The 22159-nt window shown below is 65.0% G+C and carries 20 protein-coding genes and 4 pseudogenes; 10 read left to right on the top strand and 14 right to left on the bottom strand.

The window, feature by feature from the left end:
- A pseudogene (locus AC5Y5W_RS13705) lies at window positions 1–101 on the bottom strand (isoprenylcysteine carboxylmethyltransferase family protein); the annotation flags it as partial.
- Window positions 102–319: 218 nt separating this feature from the next.
- Here AC5Y5W_RS13705 and AC5Y5W_RS13700 point away from each other — a divergent pair.
- The 3 genes from AC5Y5W_RS13700 to AC5Y5W_RS13690 all read left to right on the top strand — a co-directional run bounded on the left by AC5Y5W_RS13700 (window position 320) and on the right by AC5Y5W_RS13690 (window position 2464).
- Complete coding sequence (locus AC5Y5W_RS13700) at window positions 320–1039, top strand: DUF1275 family protein (protein ID WP_500013698.1); 720 nt, start codon at window positions 320–322, stop codon at window positions 1037–1039.
- Window positions 1040–1185: 146 nt separating this feature from the next.
- Window positions 1186–1485, top strand: coding sequence for a TFIIB-type zinc ribbon-containing protein (locus tag AC5Y5W_RS13695; protein WP_500013751.1), 300 nt, complete (start codon window positions 1186–1188; stop codon window positions 1483–1485).
- Complete coding sequence (locus AC5Y5W_RS13690; protein ID WP_500013753.1) at window positions 1478–2464, top strand: cation diffusion facilitator family transporter; 987 nt, start codon at window positions 1478–1480, stop codon at window positions 2462–2464. The genes AC5Y5W_RS13695 and AC5Y5W_RS13690 overlap by 8 nt, the downstream gene beginning before the upstream one ends.
- A gap of 576 nt (window positions 2465–3040) precedes the next feature.
- Here the strand turns inward: AC5Y5W_RS13690 and ctpC are convergent.
- Window positions 3041–5137, bottom strand: coding sequence for a manganese-exporting P-type ATPase CtpC (gene ctpC / locus AC5Y5W_RS13685; protein WP_500013755.1), 2097 nt, complete (start codon window positions 5135–5137; stop codon window positions 3041–3043).
- A 102-nt stretch (window positions 5138–5239) separates the two neighbouring features.
- A complete protein-coding gene (locus tag AC5Y5W_RS13680) occupies window positions 5240–5518 on the bottom strand; it encodes a DUF1490 family protein (protein ID WP_500013700.1) in 279 nt (92 codons plus the stop codon).
- A 175-nt stretch (window positions 5519–5693) separates the two neighbouring features.
- Here AC5Y5W_RS13680 and AC5Y5W_RS13675 point away from each other — a divergent pair, with 175 nt between their 5' ends.
- The 4 genes and pseudogenes from AC5Y5W_RS13675 to AC5Y5W_RS13660 all read left to right on the top strand — a co-directional run bounded on the left by AC5Y5W_RS13675 (window position 5694) and on the right by AC5Y5W_RS13660 (window position 7969).
- Window positions 5694–5852, top strand: a complete 159-nt coding sequence (locus tag AC5Y5W_RS13675; RefSeq protein WP_500013701.1) for a hypothetical protein — start codon at window positions 5694–5696, stop codon at window positions 5850–5852.
- Entirely contained in the window at window positions 5819–6133 is a 315-nt protein-coding gene (locus AC5Y5W_RS13670) for a DedA family protein (RefSeq protein ID WP_500013703.1), read from the top strand. The genes AC5Y5W_RS13675 and AC5Y5W_RS13670 overlap by 34 nt, the downstream gene beginning before the upstream one ends.
- A gap of 292 nt (window positions 6134–6425) precedes the next feature.
- A pseudogene (gene qcrC, locus AC5Y5W_RS13665) lies at window positions 6426–7052 on the top strand (cytochrome bc1 complex diheme cytochrome c subunit); the annotation flags it as partial.
- 143 nt (window positions 7053–7195) lie between these two features.
- A complete protein-coding gene (locus tag AC5Y5W_RS13660) occupies window positions 7196–7969 on the top strand; it encodes a response regulator transcription factor (RefSeq protein WP_500013705.1) in 774 nt (257 codons plus the stop codon).
- A 193-nt stretch (window positions 7970–8162) separates the two neighbouring features.
- On the opposite strand, the gene AC5Y5W_RS13655 is transcribed toward AC5Y5W_RS13660, so the two are convergent.
- The 6 genes and pseudogenes from AC5Y5W_RS13655 to AC5Y5W_RS13630 form a co-directional block, all read right to left on the bottom strand.
- Complete coding sequence (locus AC5Y5W_RS13655; RefSeq protein ID WP_500013706.1) at window positions 8163–8516, bottom strand: hypothetical protein; 354 nt, start codon at window positions 8514–8516, stop codon at window positions 8163–8165.
- Between the two features lie 367 nt (window positions 8517–8883).
- Window positions 8884–9480, bottom strand: coding sequence for a DUF5134 domain-containing protein (locus tag AC5Y5W_RS13650; RefSeq protein WP_500013707.1), 597 nt, complete (start codon window positions 9478–9480; stop codon window positions 8884–8886).
- 6 nt (window positions 9481–9486) lie between these two features.
- The gene (locus tag AC5Y5W_RS13645) at window positions 9487–11877 is read right to left on the bottom strand and encodes a heavy metal translocating P-type ATPase (RefSeq protein WP_500013709.1); all 2391 of its coding nucleotides are present in this window, start codon (window positions 11875–11877) and stop codon (window positions 9487–9489) included.
- Window positions 11877–12203 carry a DUF1490 family protein gene (locus AC5Y5W_RS13640; protein WP_500013711.1) on the bottom strand — a complete coding sequence of 109 codons (327 nt, stop codon included), beginning with the start codon at window positions 12201–12203 and terminating at the stop codon, window positions 11877–11879. The genes AC5Y5W_RS13645 and AC5Y5W_RS13640 overlap by 1 nt, the downstream gene beginning before the upstream one ends.
- A gap of 141 nt (window positions 12204–12344) precedes the next feature.
- Window positions 12345–13225, bottom strand: a pseudogene (locus AC5Y5W_RS13635) (HAD-IC family P-type ATPase); the annotation flags it as partial.
- A gap of 385 nt (window positions 13226–13610) precedes the next feature.
- Complete coding sequence (locus AC5Y5W_RS13630) at window positions 13611–13922, bottom strand: DUF1490 family protein (RefSeq protein WP_500013713.1); 312 nt, start codon at window positions 13920–13922, stop codon at window positions 13611–13613.
- A 632-nt stretch (window positions 13923–14554) separates the two neighbouring features.
- Between AC5Y5W_RS13630 and AC5Y5W_RS13625 the strand changes: the two genes are divergently transcribed.
- Entirely contained in the window at window positions 14555–15493 is a 939-nt protein-coding gene (locus AC5Y5W_RS13625; RefSeq protein ID WP_500013715.1) for a DUF732 domain-containing protein, read from the top strand.
- Between the two features lie 305 nt (window positions 15494–15798).
- Window positions 15799–16206: a MerR family transcriptional regulator gene (locus tag AC5Y5W_RS13620; protein WP_500013717.1), complete on the top strand. Its 408-nt coding sequence runs from the start codon at window positions 15799–15801 to the stop codon at window positions 16204–16206.
- Between the two features lie 602 nt (window positions 16207–16808).
- Here the strand turns inward: AC5Y5W_RS13620 and AC5Y5W_RS13615 are convergent.
- The 5 genes and pseudogenes from AC5Y5W_RS13615 to nicT form a co-directional block, all read right to left on the bottom strand.
- Window positions 16809–17135: a DUF1416 domain-containing protein gene (locus AC5Y5W_RS13615; protein WP_500013719.1), complete on the bottom strand. Its 327-nt coding sequence runs from the start codon at window positions 17133–17135 to the stop codon at window positions 16809–16811.
- A 423-nt stretch (window positions 17136–17558) separates the two neighbouring features.
- A pseudogene (locus AC5Y5W_RS13610) lies at window positions 17559–17697 on the bottom strand (uroporphyrinogen-III synthase); the annotation flags it as partial.
- A 528-nt stretch (window positions 17698–18225) separates the two neighbouring features.
- Entirely contained in the window at window positions 18226–19473 is a 1248-nt protein-coding gene (locus AC5Y5W_RS13605; RefSeq protein ID WP_500013721.1) for a PPE family protein, read from the bottom strand.
- Between the two features lie 15 nt (window positions 19474–19488).
- Window positions 19489–19788 (bottom strand): PE family protein, encoded by a 300-nt coding sequence (locus AC5Y5W_RS13600; RefSeq protein ID WP_500013723.1) that lies wholly within the window; start codon window positions 19786–19788, stop codon window positions 19489–19491.
- A gap of 434 nt (window positions 19789–20222) precedes the next feature.
- On the bottom strand, window positions 20223–21341 hold the full coding sequence (gene nicT, locus AC5Y5W_RS13595) for a Nickel transporter NicT (RefSeq protein WP_500013724.1): 1119 nt from the start codon (window positions 21339–21341) through the stop codon (window positions 20223–20225).
- A 130-nt stretch (window positions 21342–21471) separates the two neighbouring features.
- Between nicT and AC5Y5W_RS13590 the strand changes: the two genes are divergently transcribed.
- Entirely contained in the window at window positions 21472–22062 is a 591-nt protein-coding gene (locus AC5Y5W_RS13590) for a Fur family transcriptional regulator (protein WP_500013726.1), read from the top strand.
- Window positions 22063–22159: the final 97 nt, after the last annotated feature.

The following is a 22159-nucleotide window of genomic DNA, read 5'->3' as shown; positions in this document are numbered from 1 at the left end:
CTGAAGCCGGTCGATCCGGTCGTGCGCCACTGCTGCCAGCTGCGCCACCCGAACCCGAGCACACCGAACACGACATAGAGCAGAACTGCGATGAGAGCCATCAACGATTCCCTACCGCTGGTTGAAAAACTCATATTAATATATAGTGATTTACGCATGCAAGGACCGGACGCCGATGGTCGCTAGTTCAGCGTTGGGCCGCATCCCGACAGCAACGTCGTTCGGTTTGGCGATTGTTTAGGCGGGCGCGTCGGTGGCGTCGCCTGGTTTTAAGGCGTTCGTGTTAGCGTCGCGCCGATCACTGGAGATGAAAGAGACGATGCCGCAGACACTTACAGTCCGACACTTGCCACCGCGGTTGCTCGTGCTGGGCTACAGCGGGCTGCTGGCCGCAGTTGCCGGGTTCGTCAATTCGGTCGCGCTGCTGGTTTTGGCGTTGCCGGTGGGCAACCTCACCGCCTTGACCACGCAACTGGGCATGGATTCAGCCAATCCGCTGCTGTATGAGAGCTGCATGATCGCGCTGATTGTGTTCGGGTTCCTGCTCGGAGCCGCCGGTGCGGGCCTGACGTTGGGTGGCACCCGGGCTAACACCGGCCTCCGCCACGGCGCAGTCCTGCTCGGCGAAGCCGTGCTGCTGCTCGCGGCCATCGCCGCGGGACTGGCTGGGGTCAAGGCGCTGCTGGCCGCCGCCGCGTGCGGGCTGCAAAACGGAATGACGTCGAATTTTCGCGGGATGGCGATTCGCACCACACACTTCACCGGCACCATGACCGACCTCGGGTTCATGCTGGGCCGCAGCCGCCACGGGCTCGACACCTGGAAGGTCACCGTACTGACCACCACGGTCGTGCTGTTCCTCGGCGGCGGCGCCGCCGGGGCGGTGATCGGTGGACGGATCGGTGACCACGCGCTGATCCTGCCCGCCGCCGCCTGCCTGGCCGTCGCGGCCGCGAGTCTGGTGCATGCCCGTCGGCGTAACAGCGCGGCGGCTCGCGCGATATCCGCACCCGCGCCCGCGCACGCTTCCGCCGGCTGACCGGCGCCGGCCAAGGTGAAGCACATCCAGGAATTCACATATGCGCATGCTTACATCATTTGCTAGCCTGGGGGAACCGTTGCTATGCAAACCGAGGAGGCCATGTGGACGACAAGCGCGGATCAACCGAGACCAAAGGGTCGACGCTGCTGTGTCCGCGGTGTGTGTCGCAGATGCTGCCGGTGCAGCGGTTTGGGGTGACGATCGATCAGTGCACCGGCTGCGGCGGCATTTTCCTTGATCGCGGAGAGCTCGAGCAGCTCTCCGAGGCCGAAGGCAAGTTCTACGCCGCCCAGCAGCCGCCGGCGGGGGCCTATCCGCCCCAGCAGTACCCCGCGCAGCCGGTATATGTCGAAGCTCCTCGCCCGAGAGGCTTTCTGGGTGGATTGTTCGGTGAGGGAAATTACGGTGGCCACCACGGGGGTTATCGTGGCGGACATCACTGACCCTAAGCGCGAAGCGGAGCCCCCGACGCCGGAGCAGGCCGCACACGGGCATGGGAATGACCATGCTCATGGGGTATCGGCGGACGCGGACCGTAAATGGTTAGCGATCGCGCTGGGTCTGATCGTGGCGTTCATGGCCGTCGAGGTGGTTATCGGCCTGGTCGCGAACTCGCTGGCGTTGATCTCCGACGCGGGCCACATGCTCACCGACGCGGCGTCGATTGTGTTGGCGCTGATCGCGATCCGGTTGGCGGGGCGTCCGGCGCGGGGCCGCTACACCTACGGGTTCAAGCGCGTGGAGATCCTTTCCGCGCAGGCCAATGGACTCACGCTGCTGCTGCTGACAGTGTGGTTCGTCTACGAGGGGGTGCGTCGGCTGATCGCCCCGCCGGAGGTTGCCGGCCCGCTGGTGCTGTTCACCGCGCTGGCCGGGATCGTGGTGAACATTGCCGCGACCTGGTCAATCAGCCGCGCGAATCGCACCAGTTTGAACGTGGAGGGCGCTTTTCAGCACATCCTCAACGACCTGTATGCCTTCATTGGCACCGCGATTGCCGGTGTGGTGGTGTGGGTGACTGGCTTCGCGCGCGCCGACGCCATTGCGGCTTTGCTTGTGGCTGCGCTGATGGCCCGCGCCGGGTGGGGCCTGGTCCGCGAGTCAGGCCGGATCTTTTTAGAGGCCGCCCCAGCGGATCTGAATCCGGCTGAGATTGGTGCCAGGGTTGTCGCGGTATCACAGGTGGTCGAGGTGCACGACCTGCACATTTGGCAGATCACCTCCGGCCAGCCGTCGCTGTCAGCACATGTGCTCGTCGCCGACGACGCCGACTCTCCCGCGGTCCGCTGTCACATCGAAACGGTGCTGCATGACGAGTTCGGGCTCGCGCACACTACCTTGCAAGTCGACCACGCTGTCGCCGATGGCCACACTGGCGAGGAACATTGCACCGAACCACACGGTCCGGCGCATCGCTCCTGATTTGAGCATCCACCACGCCAGGCAGCCCTCGCCGCGCCTGATAGCTCGCGGCGATTGACATGCGCCAGTTCCGTTATGCCCATGCGTGCCGTATCCGGCGAACGCCGCGAGCGCCTTCATCAGGGTCGGTACGAGCGACCGGGTGACACAAGTCACCGATGCCGTACAGGTTGTTCTATTTCCGGCCGACGAAGCTCGACCGGCTCGGGTTGCGGTCTGTCGCGAATCGGCGGTTTGCCCGCGTCGAGCGCGCAGTCTTTACCGCACCGATCAGATTGCTCGGCGCGCTCGGAGCAGCACACCCCATCAGGTGCTACGCGGGATGTGGCCTGACGGTAGCTGGGCAGGCCACACCCTGGGCTCGATCACACAAGCGAGTTCCTGGTCTGGCGCACGATCTGAATCATCGCAGCGGTGACGCGGTCATCGATGTCATCGTCCCCCTCCGCACCTGTGTCCCCGTCCGCACCTGGGTGACGAGGCTCACCGGCCGTGGGGCGCGGATTTCGTGACGCTCTGTCGTCCACGACGATATGGTTTGGCGGCCGGGTGCCCGACGCCATGGTTGCTCGGGCCTCAGGCAAGGCGGTAGCGGATCAGTCGGGAACTGTTGGTGACTACCGCTACCGAGGACGCGTTATGCAGGATCGCGGCGAGCACCGGAGATAGTGCGCCGCCGGCGCCGATGAGCAGGCCGGCAGCGTTGACCGCGATGGACATGCCGTAGTTCTGGCGGATGACCTCCACCGCGCGTCCGCCCAGGTCTCGCACGTCGAGCAGGCGTTCGAGGTTGTCGTTGGCCAACGCCACGTCGGCGGTTTCGACGGCCACATCGGTTCCGGCCAGGCCCATGGCGATTCCGATGTCGGCGGTCGCCAGGGCGGGGGCGTCGTTGACCCCGTCGCCGACCATCCCCACCACGTAGCCCTCGCCTTGCAGGGCGCGCACCACCTGGAGTTTGTCGTCCGGGAGCACTTCGGCGCGCCACTCGTCGATGCCCAATTCGCCGGCGACCGCTGCGGCGGTCTCGGGATGATCACCGGTGAGCATGACAATCCGGCGGATCCCGTTGTCCCGCAATCTTTTCAGGACTTCGGCCGCCTCGGGCCGGACTTCGTCGCGCAGACTGATCAACCCCACCAGCTTGCCGTCCACCGCGAGCAACAGCGGGGTTTCGGCCTGCTTGCGCAGCTTCTCGACCCACTCTGCGGCCTTCTTCGACACCCGGATCTTCTCGCTGCGCAGCAGTGACGGGCTGCCCAGCAGCAGGATCCGCCCGTCGGCCCAGGTCCGCATGCCCAGCCCCACCAGCACCTCACATTCCTCGTGCGGCGGAATGCTGATATGGCGTTCCTCGGTCGAGCGGATCACTGCCTCGGCCAGCGGGTGACGCGAGTGGATCTCCGAGCTGGCCGCATAGGCCAGCACCTCTTCGGGCTGCCAGTCCTTATGGAATGCGACGATGTTCGTCACCACTGGGCGCCCCACGGTCAGCGTGCCGGTTTTGTCGAACACCATCGCGTCCACCCGCCCGGCCTGTTCGAGGTGCGAACCGCCCTTGATCAGGATGCCGCGACGTGCCCCGTTGCCGATCGCGGCGCTGATCGCCGTCGGCGTGGACAGCCCCACCGCGCATGGGCAGGCGATTAGCAGCATCGTCATCGCGCGCCGGACATCTCCAGTGACCGCCAAGGTGAGCGCGGACAAAATGAACGAGGCGGGAACAAAGCGGCGGGAGAAGTTCTCGCCAACGGTTTGGATCGGTGCCCGATCGAGTTGCGCCTCTTCGACGCGGGTGATGATGCGCCCGATCACGGTTTGACTGCCCACTGCGCTGGCGCGTACCACCAGCCGTCCGCGCACCACCACCGAACCGGCGTGCACCTTCGATCCAACGACGATGCTGACCGGCAGGTTTTCTCCGGTGATCGCGGACTGGTCGACTATCGCCTCTCCGTCGATCACTTCGCCGTCGACCGGTATCGCCACGTGATCGTGCACCACCACCTGATCGCCGATCTCCACGGTATCGATCGGCACCTGCACCTCGGTACCGTCGCCTAGGCGGATCCAGGCGGTGTCCTGGGTGCCGCGCAGCAGCTCGGAGATGGCCCGCCGGGTCCGGCGCACGGTCAGATCTTGCAGATACTCGCCGATATTCAGTAGCCACAACACCGTCAGCGCCACCACGTTCTCGCGCAGCACCAGACTCGCTATTGTTGCCGCCGACACCAACGCATCAGTGCCGGCACGGCCCGAGCGCAGCGAACGCAGCGCACCACGCAGGAACGGATACCCGGTGAAGATGGTCACGCCCGTTGCGACCAGCTGGCCGCTCGCACTCAGCAGCGGCGGCTGCCCGAAGCCGTAACGGCGGATCCCCAGTAGCGCCAGCGCTGCCCCGCCGATCACCATGCGCAGCACATCGGTGTTACGGACGTCCGACGACCGCGGCGAGCGCGCCGGGATCAGGTTATCGGCGACATGTTCGGCTGAGCGAATCGCCTCCAGCAGCGACGAGCGATCACAGCGCTTCGGCGAATACCACACCACAACCGATCCGGTATGCGGATAGGCGTGCACCGCCCGAACCCCGTGCTGGCGCCCAACCTGCTCTTCAACCGCCACAGCGCGGCGCGAATTCGAGCAGACCCACGAAACCACAACCCGCATCCGCCCGGCCGCATCCGAAACAACCTCGAGCGCAGGGTCATCGGCAGCCCCGCCCGAAACGACCTCCAAGGCAGTGTCGTCGACAACAGTCATGAAACGCAATCAGTGGTCGTGGTCATGGACGTCCGCAGCTGCGGGCGGAGGCACCTCTTCGCCGATGCGCCCCCGGGCCTCGGCCACCACATCGGAGACCTTCAACCGCGCCGACTCCGCAGCCACCTCGGCACGTCGGGTTCCGCGCAACCCCAACTCGGTCGTAGCGACCGCGGCCCGTCGAACCGGGGCCTTCCCCACCGCCTTCTTCAGCACCTCATAAGCGCTCACCCCAACCAGGCCGGTGAAGACCGCAGCGCCCGCTTTGCCCAAAATTCCATGCAGCATCGCTATCCGTACCCTCTCTCCCGTGCTGCTCTGTTGGCACGAGTTCAGCTCATCGCGCATTGACGTTAACATATAAACATTGCAATATCAATATACATCTTTCCGGCGATCAGGTTCGCCGTGTCAGGCATCGCCTGCCCCACGACCGCCGGGGACGGTCCAGAAAGAGCACTTCATGCAACAGTTCATCGTCAGCTTCGGGCTTGTCGCGATCTTCGTGCTGATGGTGGCCGAGTCGGCCGGCATCCCGATAGCCTCCGAGGTCACCATGCTGCTCGGTGGGCACTGGCCGGTGGCGCCGTGGCCGGCGTACACATGGACCTCGCGCTGGTGATCACCGCCGGCACCGGCGGCAACCTGGTCGGCAGCTACCTTGGCTGGGCGGCGGGCCGCTACGGCGGCCGCGCCGCACTACGCCGCTGGGGCCACCACTGGTGGCTAAACCAGACCCGCCTCGATCGAGCGCAGCAATGGTTTTCCCGGCACGGTGCGGCGTCGGTGTTCTTCGGACGCCTGCTGTCGGTCATCCGCGCCTTCATCTCACTGCCGGCCGGGCTCGCCGACATGCGGCCGCTCCGCTTCGGTGTCTACACCCTGCTGGGCTGTCTACCTTAGACCGCGGCACTGGCCGGAATCGGCTACGGCATCGGCGCAAACTGGCGGGCCGTGGCGCACGCCATTCACTCGCCGACCTCACTCATCATCGCCGGGATCACCGCCGTGCTGCCCACCGATCCGATCAGCGGTAGCTGCGACCCAGGCCGCAGCCAGTCAGCCCTTCTCTGTGTTCGCGCGGCGGGTGGGCAGTCCAATGACCGGCGGCAGAAGAAAGAGGGCGGGTGATCGAGGCATCATTTTCAGCAGTGAATGCGCTGCGCTGCGGGTCTTTTCGCGGATCGATTACCCATCCTGCCACGGCGCCAATCTGCAGGGCGTGGCCGACCGCGGGCCCAGCCTGATCGGCGTCGGTGAGGCCGCGGTCTACTTCCAGGTGTCCACCGGCCGCATGCCGGCGGCGCGCGGCGAGGCGCAGGCACCGCGCAAGGAGCCGATCTTCGACGCGGCGCAGGTCGATGCCCTGGGTGCCTATGTGCAAGCTAGCGGCGGGGGCCCGACAGTGATCCGCAACCCCGACGGCAGCGTCGCGCAGCAGTCGCTGCTCGGCGACGACGTCGCCCGCGGCGGTGACTTGTTTCGGCTCAATTGTGCGTCCTGCCACAACTTTGTCGGCAAGGGTGGCGCGTTATCGTCGGGTAAGTACGCTCCTGACATCGGAGCAGCCGAACCGGCGCAGATTTACACCGCCATGCTGACCGGCCCGCAGAACATGCCTAAGTTTTCCGACCGCCAACTATCGCCAGAGACCAAGCGCGACATCATCGCCTACGTACGCAAGGCCGCCGGCGACAACACCCCCAATTACGGTGGCTACGGCCTCGGCAACTTCGGCCCGGCGCCAGAAGGCATGGCGATGTGGATTATCGGAATGGTCGCTGTCATCGCTGCCGCCCTGTGGATCGGCGCGCGATCCTAGGCTTTTCCGGCATCGCGCTGAAGACCCGGCGACCGATCGGCCCCGCCACCGTCCTGCAGGGTCCCGGTCCGGCGCCCCGACAACATTTGAGACGGCTATGAATCCGTGACAATCCGCTCATGCGCGCGGGAGAATGCAGGGGCGTGACGCCAATATCGGGTTCAGGAGACCGGCAGCGGCCGCGCGAGGCGGTCCTCGCCGAGCCGCCGCGCATCTATCGTGCCGATGGATCGCCGATCCGAGTTTTGCTGATCGACGACCAACCTGCACTGACCAACCTGGTCAAAATGGCCCTGCATTACGAAGGGTGGGTTGTCGATGTCGCCCATAACGGGCGAGAGGCGGCGGCCAAGTTCGATAAAGCTGGCCCCGACGTACTCGTCGTCGACATCATGCTTTCCGACATCGACTCGCTGCAGATTCTGCAGCGAGTCCGCGAATTGGACGCCTACATCCCCATCGTGTTTCTCACCGCACCCGATTCGAGGATGGACCGGGGCACCGGCCTTAACGCCGGCGCTGACGACTACATGAGTAAGCCGTTTAGCCTCGAGGAGTTGGCCGCCAGGCTGCGCACGCTCCTTCGCCGCTCCCACCATTTCGCCGCAGCGGCCGGCGAGGTCCTCACAGTGGGCGACCTCACACTCGACGATGGCGGCCGTGAAGTCACACGTGGATCGACACCGCTGTCGCTGACAGCAACGGAGTTTCAACTCCTGCGCTTCCTGATGCGCAATCCGCGGCGGGTGCTGACCCGCACCGAAATTCTTCACCGCGTTTGGAATTACGACTTTGCCGGGCGTCCCAGCATCGTTGACCTGTACATCTCCTACCTTCGCAGGAAGATCGACGCCGCCGAGGAGCCGATGATCCACACCGTGCGTGGTGTCGGATTCATGTTGCGACCACCGCAATGAGCCGGAATTTGAATCACCCCGGTGGTGACAGTCGCGATCCGTGAGCGCCCACAGTTGCTATTGCGCGTCGTGGCCTCACCAGCTGTCCGTACTCACGTGGCCGGAGACTTTGTCATTTGAGGTCGGCACGCGATGGCCCTGCCTGAGTGCCATCCTGAACACCGTCGGACGAACACCACTGAGTGCCCCATGGTTACGGCAGCGACGGCAGGGTGATTACCGACGGTAGGGTTATCTCCGATGGCAGTGTCGGCAGATGAAAGCCACCCGGCGGCGCTGTGGTGGTGGTCGTTGTCGGCGCGGTTGTCGCGCTGCTCGTCGGCGCGGGTGTGGTCGTCGGTACAGAGGGCGCGCCACCCTGGTTGCCGCTGAACAGCGCGACGATACCCCAAATGATCAGCGCGATCAGGACCGCCACGACCACACCCAACAGCACCACGGGCTTGCGGTACCAGCGGGCAGGTGGGGGCTGCTTTCCATTGTTGCCGGAATTGAGACGCATGGTTTCATCGTCACCGCCGTTGCCCGGTGCTCCGTAGCGTGCCATGGTGGCCGATTGTAACGGCGCCTTGGTGAGTGCTGCGATTCGAACGCTTCCGAGCGCGGCTGTTGACGAGCGGCCTTTGGTCGCTAGATATTGGGGCAGTGCCGGATTCGCTGGCCTCGCTCGGTGCCATCGATGCGAACGGCAGGGCATCCAATGCAAGTACCAAAGTCGATCCGCAATAATCACTCGGCCTACGGCGCTGCCGTCTGGCTTGCGAAACCTGTGAATATCTGGGCGAGCCGGCAAAGTCGAAATGGCCGCGCTGAACCGGCGTGAAGGAAAGCGGCCCGTCTCTGGGCGATGCAGGGAACGGCGTGGCGCAGCATCGCTCGTCCGCCGAACTGCGGACGGGTCATATCTTCGGTTCCTACAGCATCACGCCGAACATGACGGCCATGCCGGAGGCCATGAACGCGTGACATAGCGTTCCCCAGTCTCCGGGAGGCGGGGTGTTGGTTTTCCGCTGGGCGAAATACCGGTACAGCCAGTAGGCTGCCGCACTTGCGAATCCGACAGCCGCGATCCAGTCGACGGTGGTAATCCACCCGGGTGCGGCTGTCGCGATGCCCGACATGTCCATGCCGGGCATCGCATGGTCGGGTGAGTGACTGTGCGCGCCCAGCGGGCCGCCGCTGTCCACCGCGTACAGCCAAGTCACCGCCGCCATCATTACGGCGTGGTAGCCGTTGGTCAGTCGGCCGGCGTCGCGGGAGAATACGTGGGCGGCCACAAGCACGAACCAGACCGCCGCCGCTAGGAAGAAGACCATCGGCGCGAGCGTGGAAAGTTTCATCCCGACGGGCCAGGCCATCACAACCATCGCCGCGCACATCACGATGTGGAACAGGCGCTCGACGGTGCATATCCAGCGTTCACGTTGCGCGACAAGGCCATACACGTGTCCCGCGAGGCTTGCACCGAAAAGGACGGTAACCGTCCACCGCAGCGCGAGGTCGGCGATCAAGATCCGCTACACCGCATAATCGCGTCCGAACCGGCGTAGCCGCAGCGAGTTGGTCACCACGCTGACCGAGGAGAGTCCCATCGCCGCGCCCGCAACAATCGGGTTCAGCACGCCGAACGCGGCCAGCGGGATCGCGGCGGTGTTGTAGCCGAAGGCCCAGCCAAGGTTCTGATAGATGGTGCGCAGCGTCCGCCTGGACAGCTCAATCGCATGCACGACACCGTCGAGCCGCCCAGACATCAGGGTGATATCGGACGCCTCGATGGCCACGTCGGTACCGGTGCCGATCGCAATGCCCAGATCGGCCTGCACCAGGGCGGGCGCGTCGTTGACGCCGTCGCCGACCATCGCGACCACGCGGCCCTCGTCTTGTAGTCGGCGAACCTCGGTCACCTTGTCTTGCGGCAACACCTCGGCCAGCACCCGGTCGATGCCGACCTGTTGTGCGATGGCCGCAGCCGTGCGGGCGTTGTCCCCGGTGATCATCGCGACCTGCAGCCCCATGTCATGCAGCTGACGGACCACGTCGGCGGCGTCGTCCTTGATCGCGTCCGCCACCGCGAGCACACCCACAACATGACCGCCGCGGCCGACGAATACCGCGGTGCGGCCCTGTTCTTCGAGCTCCTCGGCCGCCGCGGCAAGGTGTTCGGGCAGAACCACATCGTCCTCGTCGACGAGCTTGCGCCGCCCGACCAGCACGGGCTGGCCGTCGACCTCGGCTCGCACTCCGTGCCCGGCGAGGTTGGTGAACGCCGTGGCGGCCGGAATCTCCAACCCCCGTTCACGTGCCCCGGCGACGATCGCGGCGCCGATGGGGTGCTCGGAGCCCGACTCGACCGCGGCGGCGAGCCGCAACACCAGACTGGGTTGACGGCGCTTGCCGGCGATCACATCGGTGAGCCGCATCTGGGCCTGGGTGACGGTGCCGGTCTTGTCGAACACCACGGTGTCGATCTTCTTCGAGGCTTCCAGCACCTCACCGCCCTTGACCAGGATCCCCATGTCGGCGCCCCGGCCGGTGCCGACCATGATCGCCGTGGGGGTGGCCAGGCCCAGCGCACACGGGCACGCGATGATCAGCACCCCGACCGCCGCAGTCATGCCGGCCAGCGGGTTGGCGGCCAACAGCGTCCAGCCGACAAACGTCGCCGCGGCAACGCCGAGGACAGCCGGCACGAACACCGCAGAAACCCGATCGGCCAGGCGCTGTACCGGAGCCTTGCCACCCTGCGCCTGCTCGACCAGGCGCACAATCTGCGCCAGCGCGGTGTCGGCCCCGACGGCGGTGGCGCGCACCGTCAACAGCCCATCGACGTTGACGGTGGCCCCGGCGACATGGTCGCCCACCGATTTTTCAACCGGAACAGACTCGCCCGTCAGCATCGACTCATCGACGGCAGCACGCCCAGCGATGACCTGACCGTCGACCGGGATCTTCTCTCCTGGCCGGACCAGCACCAGGTTTCCGACGTGCACCCGATCGACCGGCACCAGGAGCTCCTGGCCGTCGACGAGCAGGCAGGCTTCCTTGGCGCCCATCTCCAGCAGCTTGCTGATCGCCTCCCGGGTCTTGCCGTGGGCTCTGGCCTCGAAATAGCGGCCCAGCACCACGAAGGCGATGATCAATGCCGAGGTGTCGAAGAACAGCGGCCCGCCGACGAGCAACTGATAGGTGGAGTAGATGAACGCGGTCAACGTGCCGAGCGCGATCAGGGTGTCCATGTTCGCGGTTCTCTCCCGCGCCCGCTGCGCCGCCCCTAACAGGAACGGCCACCCGGCCACGAATTGCACAGGCACTGTCGCGGCGAAGGCCAGCCACCCCGCCCACGGGTAGCCGCCGAAAAACATCGTCAAGCCAGACGCCAACAGCCCCAACGGCCAGGCCACCCACACTCGCCGTAACCAGGCCCGAATCCCGCGCTTGGCCTCCTCGCGCGGCGAGAGCTGAGTCGCGGTCATCGGCTCGAGCCGATAGCCGATGCCTTCTAGCGCCTTTCGCAATCTTTCGATCTCCGGTGGAGCTTCTTGCGGGTCCCGGCGCAGGCCCAACAGCGTCCGTCCGATCCCGCCGACGACTTTCCCCACGATGCCGCCGTTGCCGGTACCAGCCGGGGCATGCGCGGGCTCCGACGCGGCAGGGCTGTGCTCCGCCTCGGTGATCGCCGCCAGGACGGCAGCGGACTCGCACTGCTCGGGTGAATACCGGATCACCACGGATGCCGTGCGCGGATAGACACGCACGGTACGCACACCGGTCAGCTTGCCGACCGCGGCCTCGATCGCGACAGCGCGCCTCCCGTCGATGCGAAACCCGTTGGTGTGTATACGCATCCGGCCCGCCGCGTCGGATGCGACGGTCAGGCCGGCGTCCCGGTGAGCATCAATTGTCAGCATCAGAGGTCCTGGTCTTTCCAGTCCGCCGCCGCTGCGGTTGAAACTTCCTCGTCGGCCACCACGGACGGTGGAACCGCTTCCCCGCTGCGCTCTAAGGCCTCGGCGAACATGTCGGCGGCCGTCAGTCGAGCCCGCTCGCTCTTCGCCTCAGCCTTGCGGACACCGCGCACACCACAGGCCATCGCCGAAACCGTTGCCTCCCGCCACGGAGCCTTCGCCACCACCCGGTGGAGCGCCTCATACGCCGCAAAGGCCACCAGGTGGGGCACCACCTTGGGCACCGCCTTCCCAACGAGTCCATGCCACATCTCGAACGCTCCCTTCACATTGTTGCCCCGTCATTCGTTGACGCTTTCGGCGGCGCGGGTCTCGTGCATCGCGTTAGTTGACGGCAGCCCCAAGCTAAGGGTTGCCCTTGGGGCAGGGTCAAGCGTTAGTCCACACCGGCGCTGGTGGATGGATTCTCCGATGACCGCGTTCAGCAAGCCGAGCCCGACACGTTGGATCGCGGCGGTGTCGTAGCCGAAGGCCCAGCCGGGTTCTGCTTGATCGTGCGCAGGGTCCGTCTCGACAGCTCGATCGCGTGCACGACACCGTACAAGCGGTCGGACATCAGCGTGATATCGGAGGCTTCGATGGTCTCGTCGGTGCGGCGGCCGATCGCAACGCCCAGATCGGCCTGCACCAAGGCGGGGGCGTCGTTGACGCCATCGCCGACCATCGCGACCACCCTGCCCTGTTCTTGTAGCCGGCGAATCTCGGTCACCTTGTCTTGCTGTATCACCTCGGCCAGCACCTGGTCGATACCGACCTGCTTCGCGATCGCGGCGGCCGTGCGGGTGTTGTCGCCGGTGATCATGGCGACCTGCAGACCCATGGTGTGCAGGTGATGGACCACGTCGACAGCGTCGTCTTTGATCGTGTCAGCCACGGCGAGCACGCCCACAACGTGGTCGTCTCGGCCAACGAAGACCGCCGTGCGGCCCCGCTCTTCCAGTTCCGCGGCCGCCGCGGCGAGGTGGTCGGGCAGAAGCAGATCGTGCTCGTCGACGAGCTTGCGCCGCCCCACCAGCACGGGCCGGCCGTCGACCTTGGCGCGTACCCCATGCCCGGGGAGGTTGGCGAACGCGGTGGCGGCCGGAATGTTTAACCCGCACTTCTCGGCAGCGGCGACGATCGCCGCGCCGATGGGGTGTTCGGAGGACGCCTCGACCGCGGCGGCAAGCCGCAACACCAGATTGGGCCAGCGGTGCTTGCCGACAATCACGTCGGTTAGGTGCATCTGGGCGCGGGTGAGGGTGCCGGTCTTGTCGAACACGACCGTGTCGATTGTCTTCGAAGCTTTCAGCTGCCGCTCGATCTGCGGCGGACGGTCTGGCACGTCATGGCGCAGGCCTACCAGCGTCCGTCCGATCCCGGTGACTTTGCTCGCTATGTCGCGGTTGCCGGTGTCAGCCGAGCGGGGGGCACGTGCGGCCACCGACATGGCAGGGGTGTGCTCTGCATCGGTGATCGCCGACAAGATGGTAGCGGTGTCGCAGGCAGCGGGCGAATACCGGATCACCACGGATGCCGTGCGCGGATAGACCTGCACGGCGCGCACACCGCTCAGCTTGCCGAGCATTTCCTCGATTGCGGCGGCGCGGCCGCCGTCGATACGAAACCCATTGGTGTGTACACGCATCCGCCCTGCCGCGTCGGATGCGACGGTCAGGCCGACATCCCGGTGAGCATCAATCGTCAGCATCAGTGGTCCTGGTCTTCCCAGTCCGCCGCGGCCGGGGTGGAGCTTTCTCGTCCGGCACGGCTGACAGCGGAGCTTTCTCCCCGCTGCGCTCTATCGCCTCGGCGAACATGTCGGCGGCCGTCAGTCGAGCCCGCTCGGTCTTCTCCTCAGCCTTGCGGACACCGCGCACACCACAGGCCATCGCCGAAACCGTTGCCTCCCGCCACGGAGCCTTCGCCACCACCCGGTGGAGCGCCTCATACGCCGCAAAAGTCAACACGTGGGGCGCCGCCTTCACAAAGAACCCATGCAATGCCATCTCGAACGCTCCCTTCACATTGTTGCCCCGTCATTGGCTCACGCTCTCGGCGGCGTGCGCGTCGCGCGTCGCATTAGCCGACGAGCAACCCCAAGCTATGCGTTGCCCCTGGGGCAAGGTCAAGTGTTAGGGCACGCCGTCGCCGGTCGATTGGATTCATCGAGTTCACGCGGTCATAACTGCAGCTGATCATTCGGCCGGATACAGTACTGAAACATACTGGAGCGCATTGGCTTACGCGATTACAGCGCTATCACCGAAAACCGATGGCCCGGGACGCCGCGGGCCGTGAATTATTTCGACGCTGCGCCTTGACCTTGCCCTCGCGGCAATCTCTATCGTTGAAGTTGCCGGCGGTGATGCCTTCACCGCATTCCCGCAACGGGAGGCGAACATGAACTGAGCCACAACGTAATTGGGCCTCATGGTCCCCGTCGGCCACCATGCCGCACACCCACCAACGTCGATTCATGGCTACGCAATCCATCACTTCGCACTGATGCTTCGAGCACCGGCGCCGTAGCGAAACATTTTGCGACGCAAGGGCTCACATCACGAGACCGACCACGGTATCGCCGACGGCCAATGGCTCGCGACGCCGTTGGCACCCTAGCAGAACGGAAACCCCTACCATGTTCACCGGCATCACTAGCCGCGCCGGTGCCCTGGTTACCGCCATCGTGGTGCTAACCGGCGCCGCAGTTCTGAGCGGCGGTGCAGCAGTGGCCGACCCAAGTCAGGACAATCAGTTTCTGGCGCTGCTCGATAAAGAAGAAATCCCTGCCATCAAGAACGTGCCACGCGTCATCGCCGCAGCCCACAAAGTTTGTCGCAAACTCGATGGCGGCATGCCGGCGAACGACATACTGGACGGGCTTAGAAACGATGCGTACAACATAGACCCGACCATGCGCCTATACCCCGCCCGCCTCACGACCACCATGACCCGATTCATCACTGCCGCAGTGGAAATCTACTGCCCATACGATCAAAGCAAAATAGCTTCCATTAGGGCTAATCCCGAGCCGGTATCGAATGAACCGACGGACCGGGTCGCCGCGTACACGCACAACACAGTCAACTCAGGAAGCGATCTGCGGGAGCCGCCGCCGGGTTTGGATATGACCAACATGCCGGCGGCGTGGCAGGAACCGACGGGCACCGTAACGGTGCCCCACTTGACGGACGGTGGCGTTATTGTGGCGCGCCGCTACGGGGGCGGCCGGTCAGACGTGTATGGTGAAATACTCGCCTCGCTGATCGGAGCGGTTTCCGCGGGGGATCCCCGCTTACCGGACCCGCCGCAGATTCCGGCACCACCGCCGCCGACGGCGCATATCCTGACACCACCGCCGCCGATCGCCGCACCGCCGCCACCAAAACAATCGCCGCCGCCACCGCAAGAGGTGGAGCCCCCTGCGGATGCTTCTCAGCCGGGCGGCGCTGCTGGCAGCGGCCCCAGCGGTGGCAACGGCGGTGGCGGCAGCGGTGATGGAGACGGCGGTGGCGGTCCGGTGGAGCCGTCGCCGGCACGGCCTATGCCGCCCGGCTTTATCAGGCTCGCACCGTGAGACCGGAACCTAATCGTCGGCTAGGGCGCTGTATTAATTTCGGGCCGGTTGCCGCGGCGTACCCTTGACCTTGCCCCTAGGGTAACCCCTACCGTTGGAGCCACCATTGACGTTGCCCTTCGCGAAGGAGCGCGGCGCTGCCGGACGACTTCTGCAATTCAGCCGGAATAGGAGGAAGGGTAAACGGACTCGCGACGCCGACACCGCGCCCCTAACGACCAATGAGTGAGATTCGCACGGCTACCCTTGAACCCCGCGGCCGGGAAGGGTCATCGATTGCGGCCGCCGTCCGTGAACGAGCCCTTGTGACGCACACCGTCGGTGACGCCGCCGACGCCGTCGGCGTCTCGGCCAAGGCCATCCGGATCTGGGAAGCCAAGGGGCTGCTGCCGCCGGCTGAGCGCACCCAAGCCGGCTACCGGCTGTTCAGCGACGACGACATCGCGATCCTGCGGTTTATCGTGCGGGCCCGGACCCTCGGCCTGACGTTGTCGGAGATCAAAGACATCCTCGACCTGCATCGCCGCGGCATGGCCCCCTGTGAGCAGGTCACCGCGCTGCTCGACAAGCACATTCGCGACATCGACCGCGCCATCACCGACCTACGCGCCCTACGCACCACGCTGGCCGCTGCGCTACAGACCGCCCGCAGCGATCAACGCCGCGGACAGGCCGCGACCGTCTGCCGCATCATTGAGTCGCCAACGGCATAGAGAGCCTTCGGCCCGCGGGCGATGATTCGTGCCGTGGAAAGCGCGCTGACCAATTCGTTAACCAACGCCACCCACCTCGGCGGCCGAGACCCACCCGTAGAACCCGACATCGGCTGTAGCAACCAGAATCTCGGCCACGCGCCCGCGATCACAGCCCGCGCGTGACGATGCAATTCGTCATCCTCGGGCAGGGACACCACGGTGACCGTGCTGGGATAGTGTCCGAAGTCCATGGCGTTTTCCGCGCGCTCCCGGATCACCCGGCCCGCAACCCGACCAGCCGCCGATCGCGGTACTAACAGTTTCGCGCCGGCTGGGACTTAGCGCTGATCCGCTCTGTCCATTCTCATTTGATTTCTTGCAACGTTAGATTGCGGTCGTGCAGCATATGATTTGAGAAGATCGTGGGTCATTGTCTCGCATCGGATCTGAGATAAATCCGTCTCAGGGCGGCTGGGTCATGGTCCGGCTAACGAGCACCGCGCGGAGCCTAGTCAGTGGTGCGCGTCCTATCTTGGTGGCCATGCACGCGCGGGGTGGCGTCGGCACCGCGCGTTTCGAGCAACCGGGCGATGCTGGCTGCGCTGCCGGCAATTTCGTATCTAGCAGCCAGCGGTCCAGGTAGTGATTTTGATGTCCACCTCGTGGATACCCGGGCCCACCGGGGTGATCACCGCGTCGCCGCTGCCGATGATCGAGGACCGCGCACGTACCGTCCATGATCCCGGCGAAGCGAACACCCGGAACTCACCGGTGCGCGACGCGACCACCTCCGCGGTGAACTCGTCCGACGCGTCCAGCAGTCGCACAAACGCGCCACCAACCGGCTGCCCGGAGTCGTCGACGACCCGCCCAGCAATCACGGTCTCACTATCAACGTCGACACCAGCCGGCGGTGTGGTCCGTTGTTGCGTAGGTGCAGCGCACATATCAGCTCCCAGTTCAATTGGAGCTCCCACCAGGGAGCCGGTCCAACGATCGTCATCGTTCTTGATGTGCTTGTGCCGACAGGCCGTCGACAGCTTCAAGCACCCATGATCTTCCCGGTCCAGCCCACTGAGGCGTTTTCGACATCTGGGACCCGCCCTTCCTCCGCAGCCTCGGGATTCTGCCAGTGGTAGCCCGACGGTAGACCTTGCCCCTGAGCCAAGGTCAAGCGTTGCGCCCCGATGCCTCGGAAAACATCCATCGCGCACCGCCGCTGACCCACAAGGCGGCAATTTCGAGCTCCTCAACGCTCGGAGCACATTTGAGCCGTAGGTCAGCGGCTGAATATTGGGCGCGCGCTTAAGCCGCCATTGAATGAGCGCAAGCATTCTTCGTCAGCTCAAACCAATTCGCCGGATCGGTGATTAGTCGTCAATCGCCAGCCGGTAGCCGCCGCTTGATGACTGTCGCCACAATATCCTTGTCGCCCAGGGCTGCTCGCAGCCGCAGCACCGCCGTGTCGACCGCGGGGGTGTCGGTGCCGTTGCGCGGCAGCCCGCGTAGTGTTGCCATCCCGGTCCGCGACAGAGCCCCAACCAATGGAACCGGCGGCGCAGATCAGTTTTGGCGATGCTGTCGAAACCGCTTTCCGCGTAGATGTTCTTGATTCGCCTCCGCATGTTGAGCGGAGCGTCGTCTTTCTTAAACTGCTCGATGGCGTTGAGAGGCTACGGTCGCTGAGCGCCCACTGGCTTCACTACGGCCCTTGGCGGGACGGGGCTTGGCGGGACGGGCTTGGTCATTCGGGTGTTTCTTTCTGGTAGTGCCTTCGCAAGCCGCGATGACAGCCGGCGACTGTGTCCGGCTGCGCAGACCCGGCGGCCAGGTGGAAATACCGGTGGGCGGGTCTACGGCGTCAGGGCAGACAGCGGCAGCTGCGGACACGTGGGTGTCGCACGAATCCATGGTCTGAACTGGTCTGTCTTCGTGTTGTTTCACGGGAAAGGTGCTGCTAGATGCGACATTGGAGGTCTCTGTCAATGTGCGCGCGGGTCATGTCGATCAGTTGATAATGATGCGCATGGCGGCGGATTACCCACCGGCCGGCGACTGTGCCATCACTGTCGGCCGGAACCCGTATTTGGGAGCGCTGCCGAAGCCATTAGTGGGCGGAGCGCCCAGCGGCAGTCCGCCGAGCATGCTTGCCGGTGTGCCGACCCCGATCGACGGGGCGATGCCCAGCCCGGTGCCCGGCAACAGGGGGGCAGCCGGGTTCATCAGCGTCGGCGCGATCCAGCTCGGCGGCACCGACAACGGGCCGAGGGTGGCGGCTCGGCCCAAACCTGCGGCGACACCACCGAGGCCGCCCAAACCGCCGAGTCCACCTAGTGCGCCACCCCCCGCCGCCACGGCCGCGCCTGCAGCCTGCCCCGCCGAGCTCAACGCTGTGTCTTCAGCCGCATCCGCAGCCCCCAACCCGAGTAGGCTCAAAAACGGACCGACGGTGTTACTCGGCATGTAGAACCCCGACGAAAAGATGGTGTTCCACAAATTGGAATTCAGCCCTAGCGGCGAGTTGGCTAGCCAATCCAAAAACCCCCCGGGGCTCGACAGATCCGTGCCGCCCATTCCCAACCCAGCCAGCATCCCGGAGAGCCTCGACGTCGATGCCGAGAGTGACGCGGGCGAGGCGAGTCCGTGCAACGCGTTGGGCATCACGGAGAACAGCTGCGACAGCGTCGCTGGGCTGCTCGCCCCGCTGGACGTTACGGCGGCTTGGGCCACCGCCGCGGCCTGCACGGTCGGCGCGGCCGCGCTGGTGGTGGGTGGCGGCCCGGCGAACGGCGTCAATGTCGAGGCCACCGCGGAGGCGCCGGCATAGCCGTACATCGCCGCGGCATCCTGGGCCCACATCTCCGCGTAATGGGCCTCGGTGGCAGCGATCGCCGGAGTGTTCTGCCCGAGGAGGTTGGTGGCGATCAGCGACATCAACAGGGTGCGGTTGGCGCCGATCACCGGCGGAGGCACTGTCATTGCGAACGCGGCCTCGTATGCGCCCGCCGCCGCTTTGGCTTGGCTGCCAGCCTGCTCAGCTTGGGCCGCGGTGGCGGTCATCCATCTCAGGTATGGCGCAGTCGCGGCCACCATCGACGTCGACGCGGGACCGCGCCACCCTCCGCTGGTGAGCCCAGAGACCACCGACCCGCAGGAGGTCGCCGTGGAGTGCAGGTCGGTGGCCAGCGCGTCCCAGGCCAATGCGGCGGCCAGCAGTGGGCCCGAGCCGGGGCCTAAATACATTCGAGCGGAATTGATTTCCGGCGGAATTGCGGCAAAATCCATGATTACCACTTCGTTTCAGCTCGTCGCCATCGCGTTGGCGATTTCGGTGGCCGAATACGAGCTACCGCTGAGGTTCAGGATGTTCACCAGCAGCTCGTGAACCGCCGCGGCTTGGGCACTGACCGTCTGGTACAGGGCGGCATGCGCGGCGAATTGCGCTGCGGTCAGCGCCGAGACCTCATCGGCGGCGGCCGGAACGACCCCCGTTGTCGGTGCGGCTGCCGCAACGTTGCGCGCGGCCATGGCTGACCCGATACCCTGCAAGTTACTGGCCGCCGCTGAAATAGTTCCCGGGGCTATGGTGACGAATGACATGGAGTTCTCCTTCGAGGATCAAGCCGATCCCGATGGACATTGCTCGTGTTAGGACGCACCATGCACAACACACGATTGTTGTGCGCAGCTGTGCGTGAGAGCTGGCTTGGCACAGCCTGTCAGGCAGCAAACGCCGTGCCAGGACCGGCTTGAAATTTTGCGGTCAGCATTTGTGAATAGGCTCTGTAAGCCCGCAATGATGGCGACAGGTGCGGTACTGTAGTAAAAGGCTCAGCGCCGCATACGGTTTGCCGCTTAATCGGAGCAGCAAGCCATCTGGCTCGACCCCATCAAGCGGAGCGAGCTGTACTGATTCTGGGCGTCTCTGACGAAAGGGCCGCACAGCTGGCTGTGAGCACTATCCCATCAAGCCCGAGCCCGGCACGGCGGTGCCCGCGGCTTGATATAGACCCAAGCCGGTCTTTGGACGCGTGTCAGCCGACGCGTTCGGCCTGCATGCCCCACTTCTCCTCGATGCGTGCATAACGCCAGATCGCCAGCGCCACTGACCATGTCACCACGAACAGACCGACGATGACGAAGCCGATGGCATTGAGGTTGATGCCGCCGATCCAATCCCAGAATGCACCGCTCCATCTGAACTGTTGAGCCAGCAGCCCTAATAGTTCGACGGTGCCGATGAGCAGTGCAACGCCGACCGACAACCCGGTGATGGTGATGTTGTAGTACACCTTCCGGACCGGGTTGGAAAACGCCCAGCCGTACGCAAAATTCATGAAGGAGCCGTCGATGGTGTCCAGCAGACACATCCCGGCCGCGAACAGCACGGGCAAACACAATATGGCATACCAGGGCAGGCCGGCCGCGGCGCTAGTGCCCGCCAACACAAGTAGCGCGACCTCAGTGGCGGTGTCGAACCCCAGCCCGAACAGCAGGCCGATCGGGTACATGTGCCACGACTGGGTGATCGATCGGGTGAAGCGTCCAAGGATGCGATTGATCAATCCGCGGCTGTTTAATTGCGCTTCGAGTTCATCCTCGTTATAGATGCCGCGGCGCATCCGCGCGAACACGCGCAGGATGCCGATGAGAATGACGACATTAATGACGGCGATCAGATAGAGGAATACGCCTGAGACGGCGGTGCCGATTAAGCCGGTGTAGTGATGCAGCGCCGAGGAATCGTCTTTGACCGGCCCGATGATGGCCTTGAGCCCGATGGACAGCAGCAGCGCCAGTCCGAAGACGACACTGGAGTGGCCCAGGGAAAAGAAGAACCCGACGGCCAAGGGACGCTGGCCGTCGTTCATCAGCTTGCGGGTGGTGTTGTCGATGGCGGCGATGTGGTCGGCGTCGAATGCGTGCCGCAGGCCCAGCGTGTACGCCGTCAGCCCGATGCCGATGCCGAACGCTTTGTCGCCGACACTGAAGTGCGCCGGCTCGACGATGAGCACCAGGATGGTCCAACCCACCAGATGTAGCGCGACGATTACCGCGAGCATCGAGCCCAGACGCAGCCAATCGTTCGGCGTCAATGCCCCGCGCAGCTTAGACCGCGATGACGGCTGCCGGCTGAGTAAAGGACCTGCCATGTCGCGTCCCTCGTGTGGAAACCGTGCCACAAAAACACTAACCCGCCGCCAGGCTGATGCATAGAGTTCGCAAAAAGATTGCAAGTCCTTCGCTGGTGTGAGTCGACCATCCACGCGCGATACTGAATAGGTGATCAAGCCGTCGGCGCTGGATCCAGCCGTCACCGAACGGTTCGGGAAGCTGCTGCGCGCCCATGGGCTGCGGCGGATGGCGTCGCGGATCGCGGTGTTGGCGGTGCTCGAGCCAAGCCGTGGTCATCTGTCGGTCGCCGAGATCGACCAGCGGTTGCGCGAGGGTGCACTGGTCGGGAGCACGTCGCCGGACCTGGCGACGATTTACCGCACGGTGACCACCCTGGTCGAGCAGGGCCTACTGCACGCGCTGACTGTCAAGGATGGTGTCACGAGGTATGGGTTGGCCGCAGACCCGCACCACCACGCCGTGTGCACCCGATGCGGTTCGATCGCCGAAGTACCGGCGCAACAGCTGACTTCGGCACTCGAACATGCGATGGCGGGTAGTTCCTTCGCACTGTCTGAGCGTGCCGGCCTCACCCTGCACGGCCTTTGCCCGCAGTGCCAGGCTGAAGGGGGCGGTCCGCTGAGCGAGAGCGAACGCGATGAGCTCAACCGGCTGCGCAAGGAGAACGCCGAGTTGGCATTGGAGCGCGATATGTTAACGCGCTCGGCAACCGCGCAGCCTCGCCAGCAGGGTCAGTAGCTGCGGACCGCGGGCTGCACCGCCGCTCAGGATCTAGCGTGACCGAGAACTCCTGTCCTGTATTCCGGGCGCACTTCCGAAGAACCTCATACACGGT

The organism is Mycobacterium sp. NGS51 (assembly GCF_059812525.1).
Note: the sequence above shows the minus strand (reverse complement) of the source record. Positions and strands in the feature narration are given on the sequence as shown.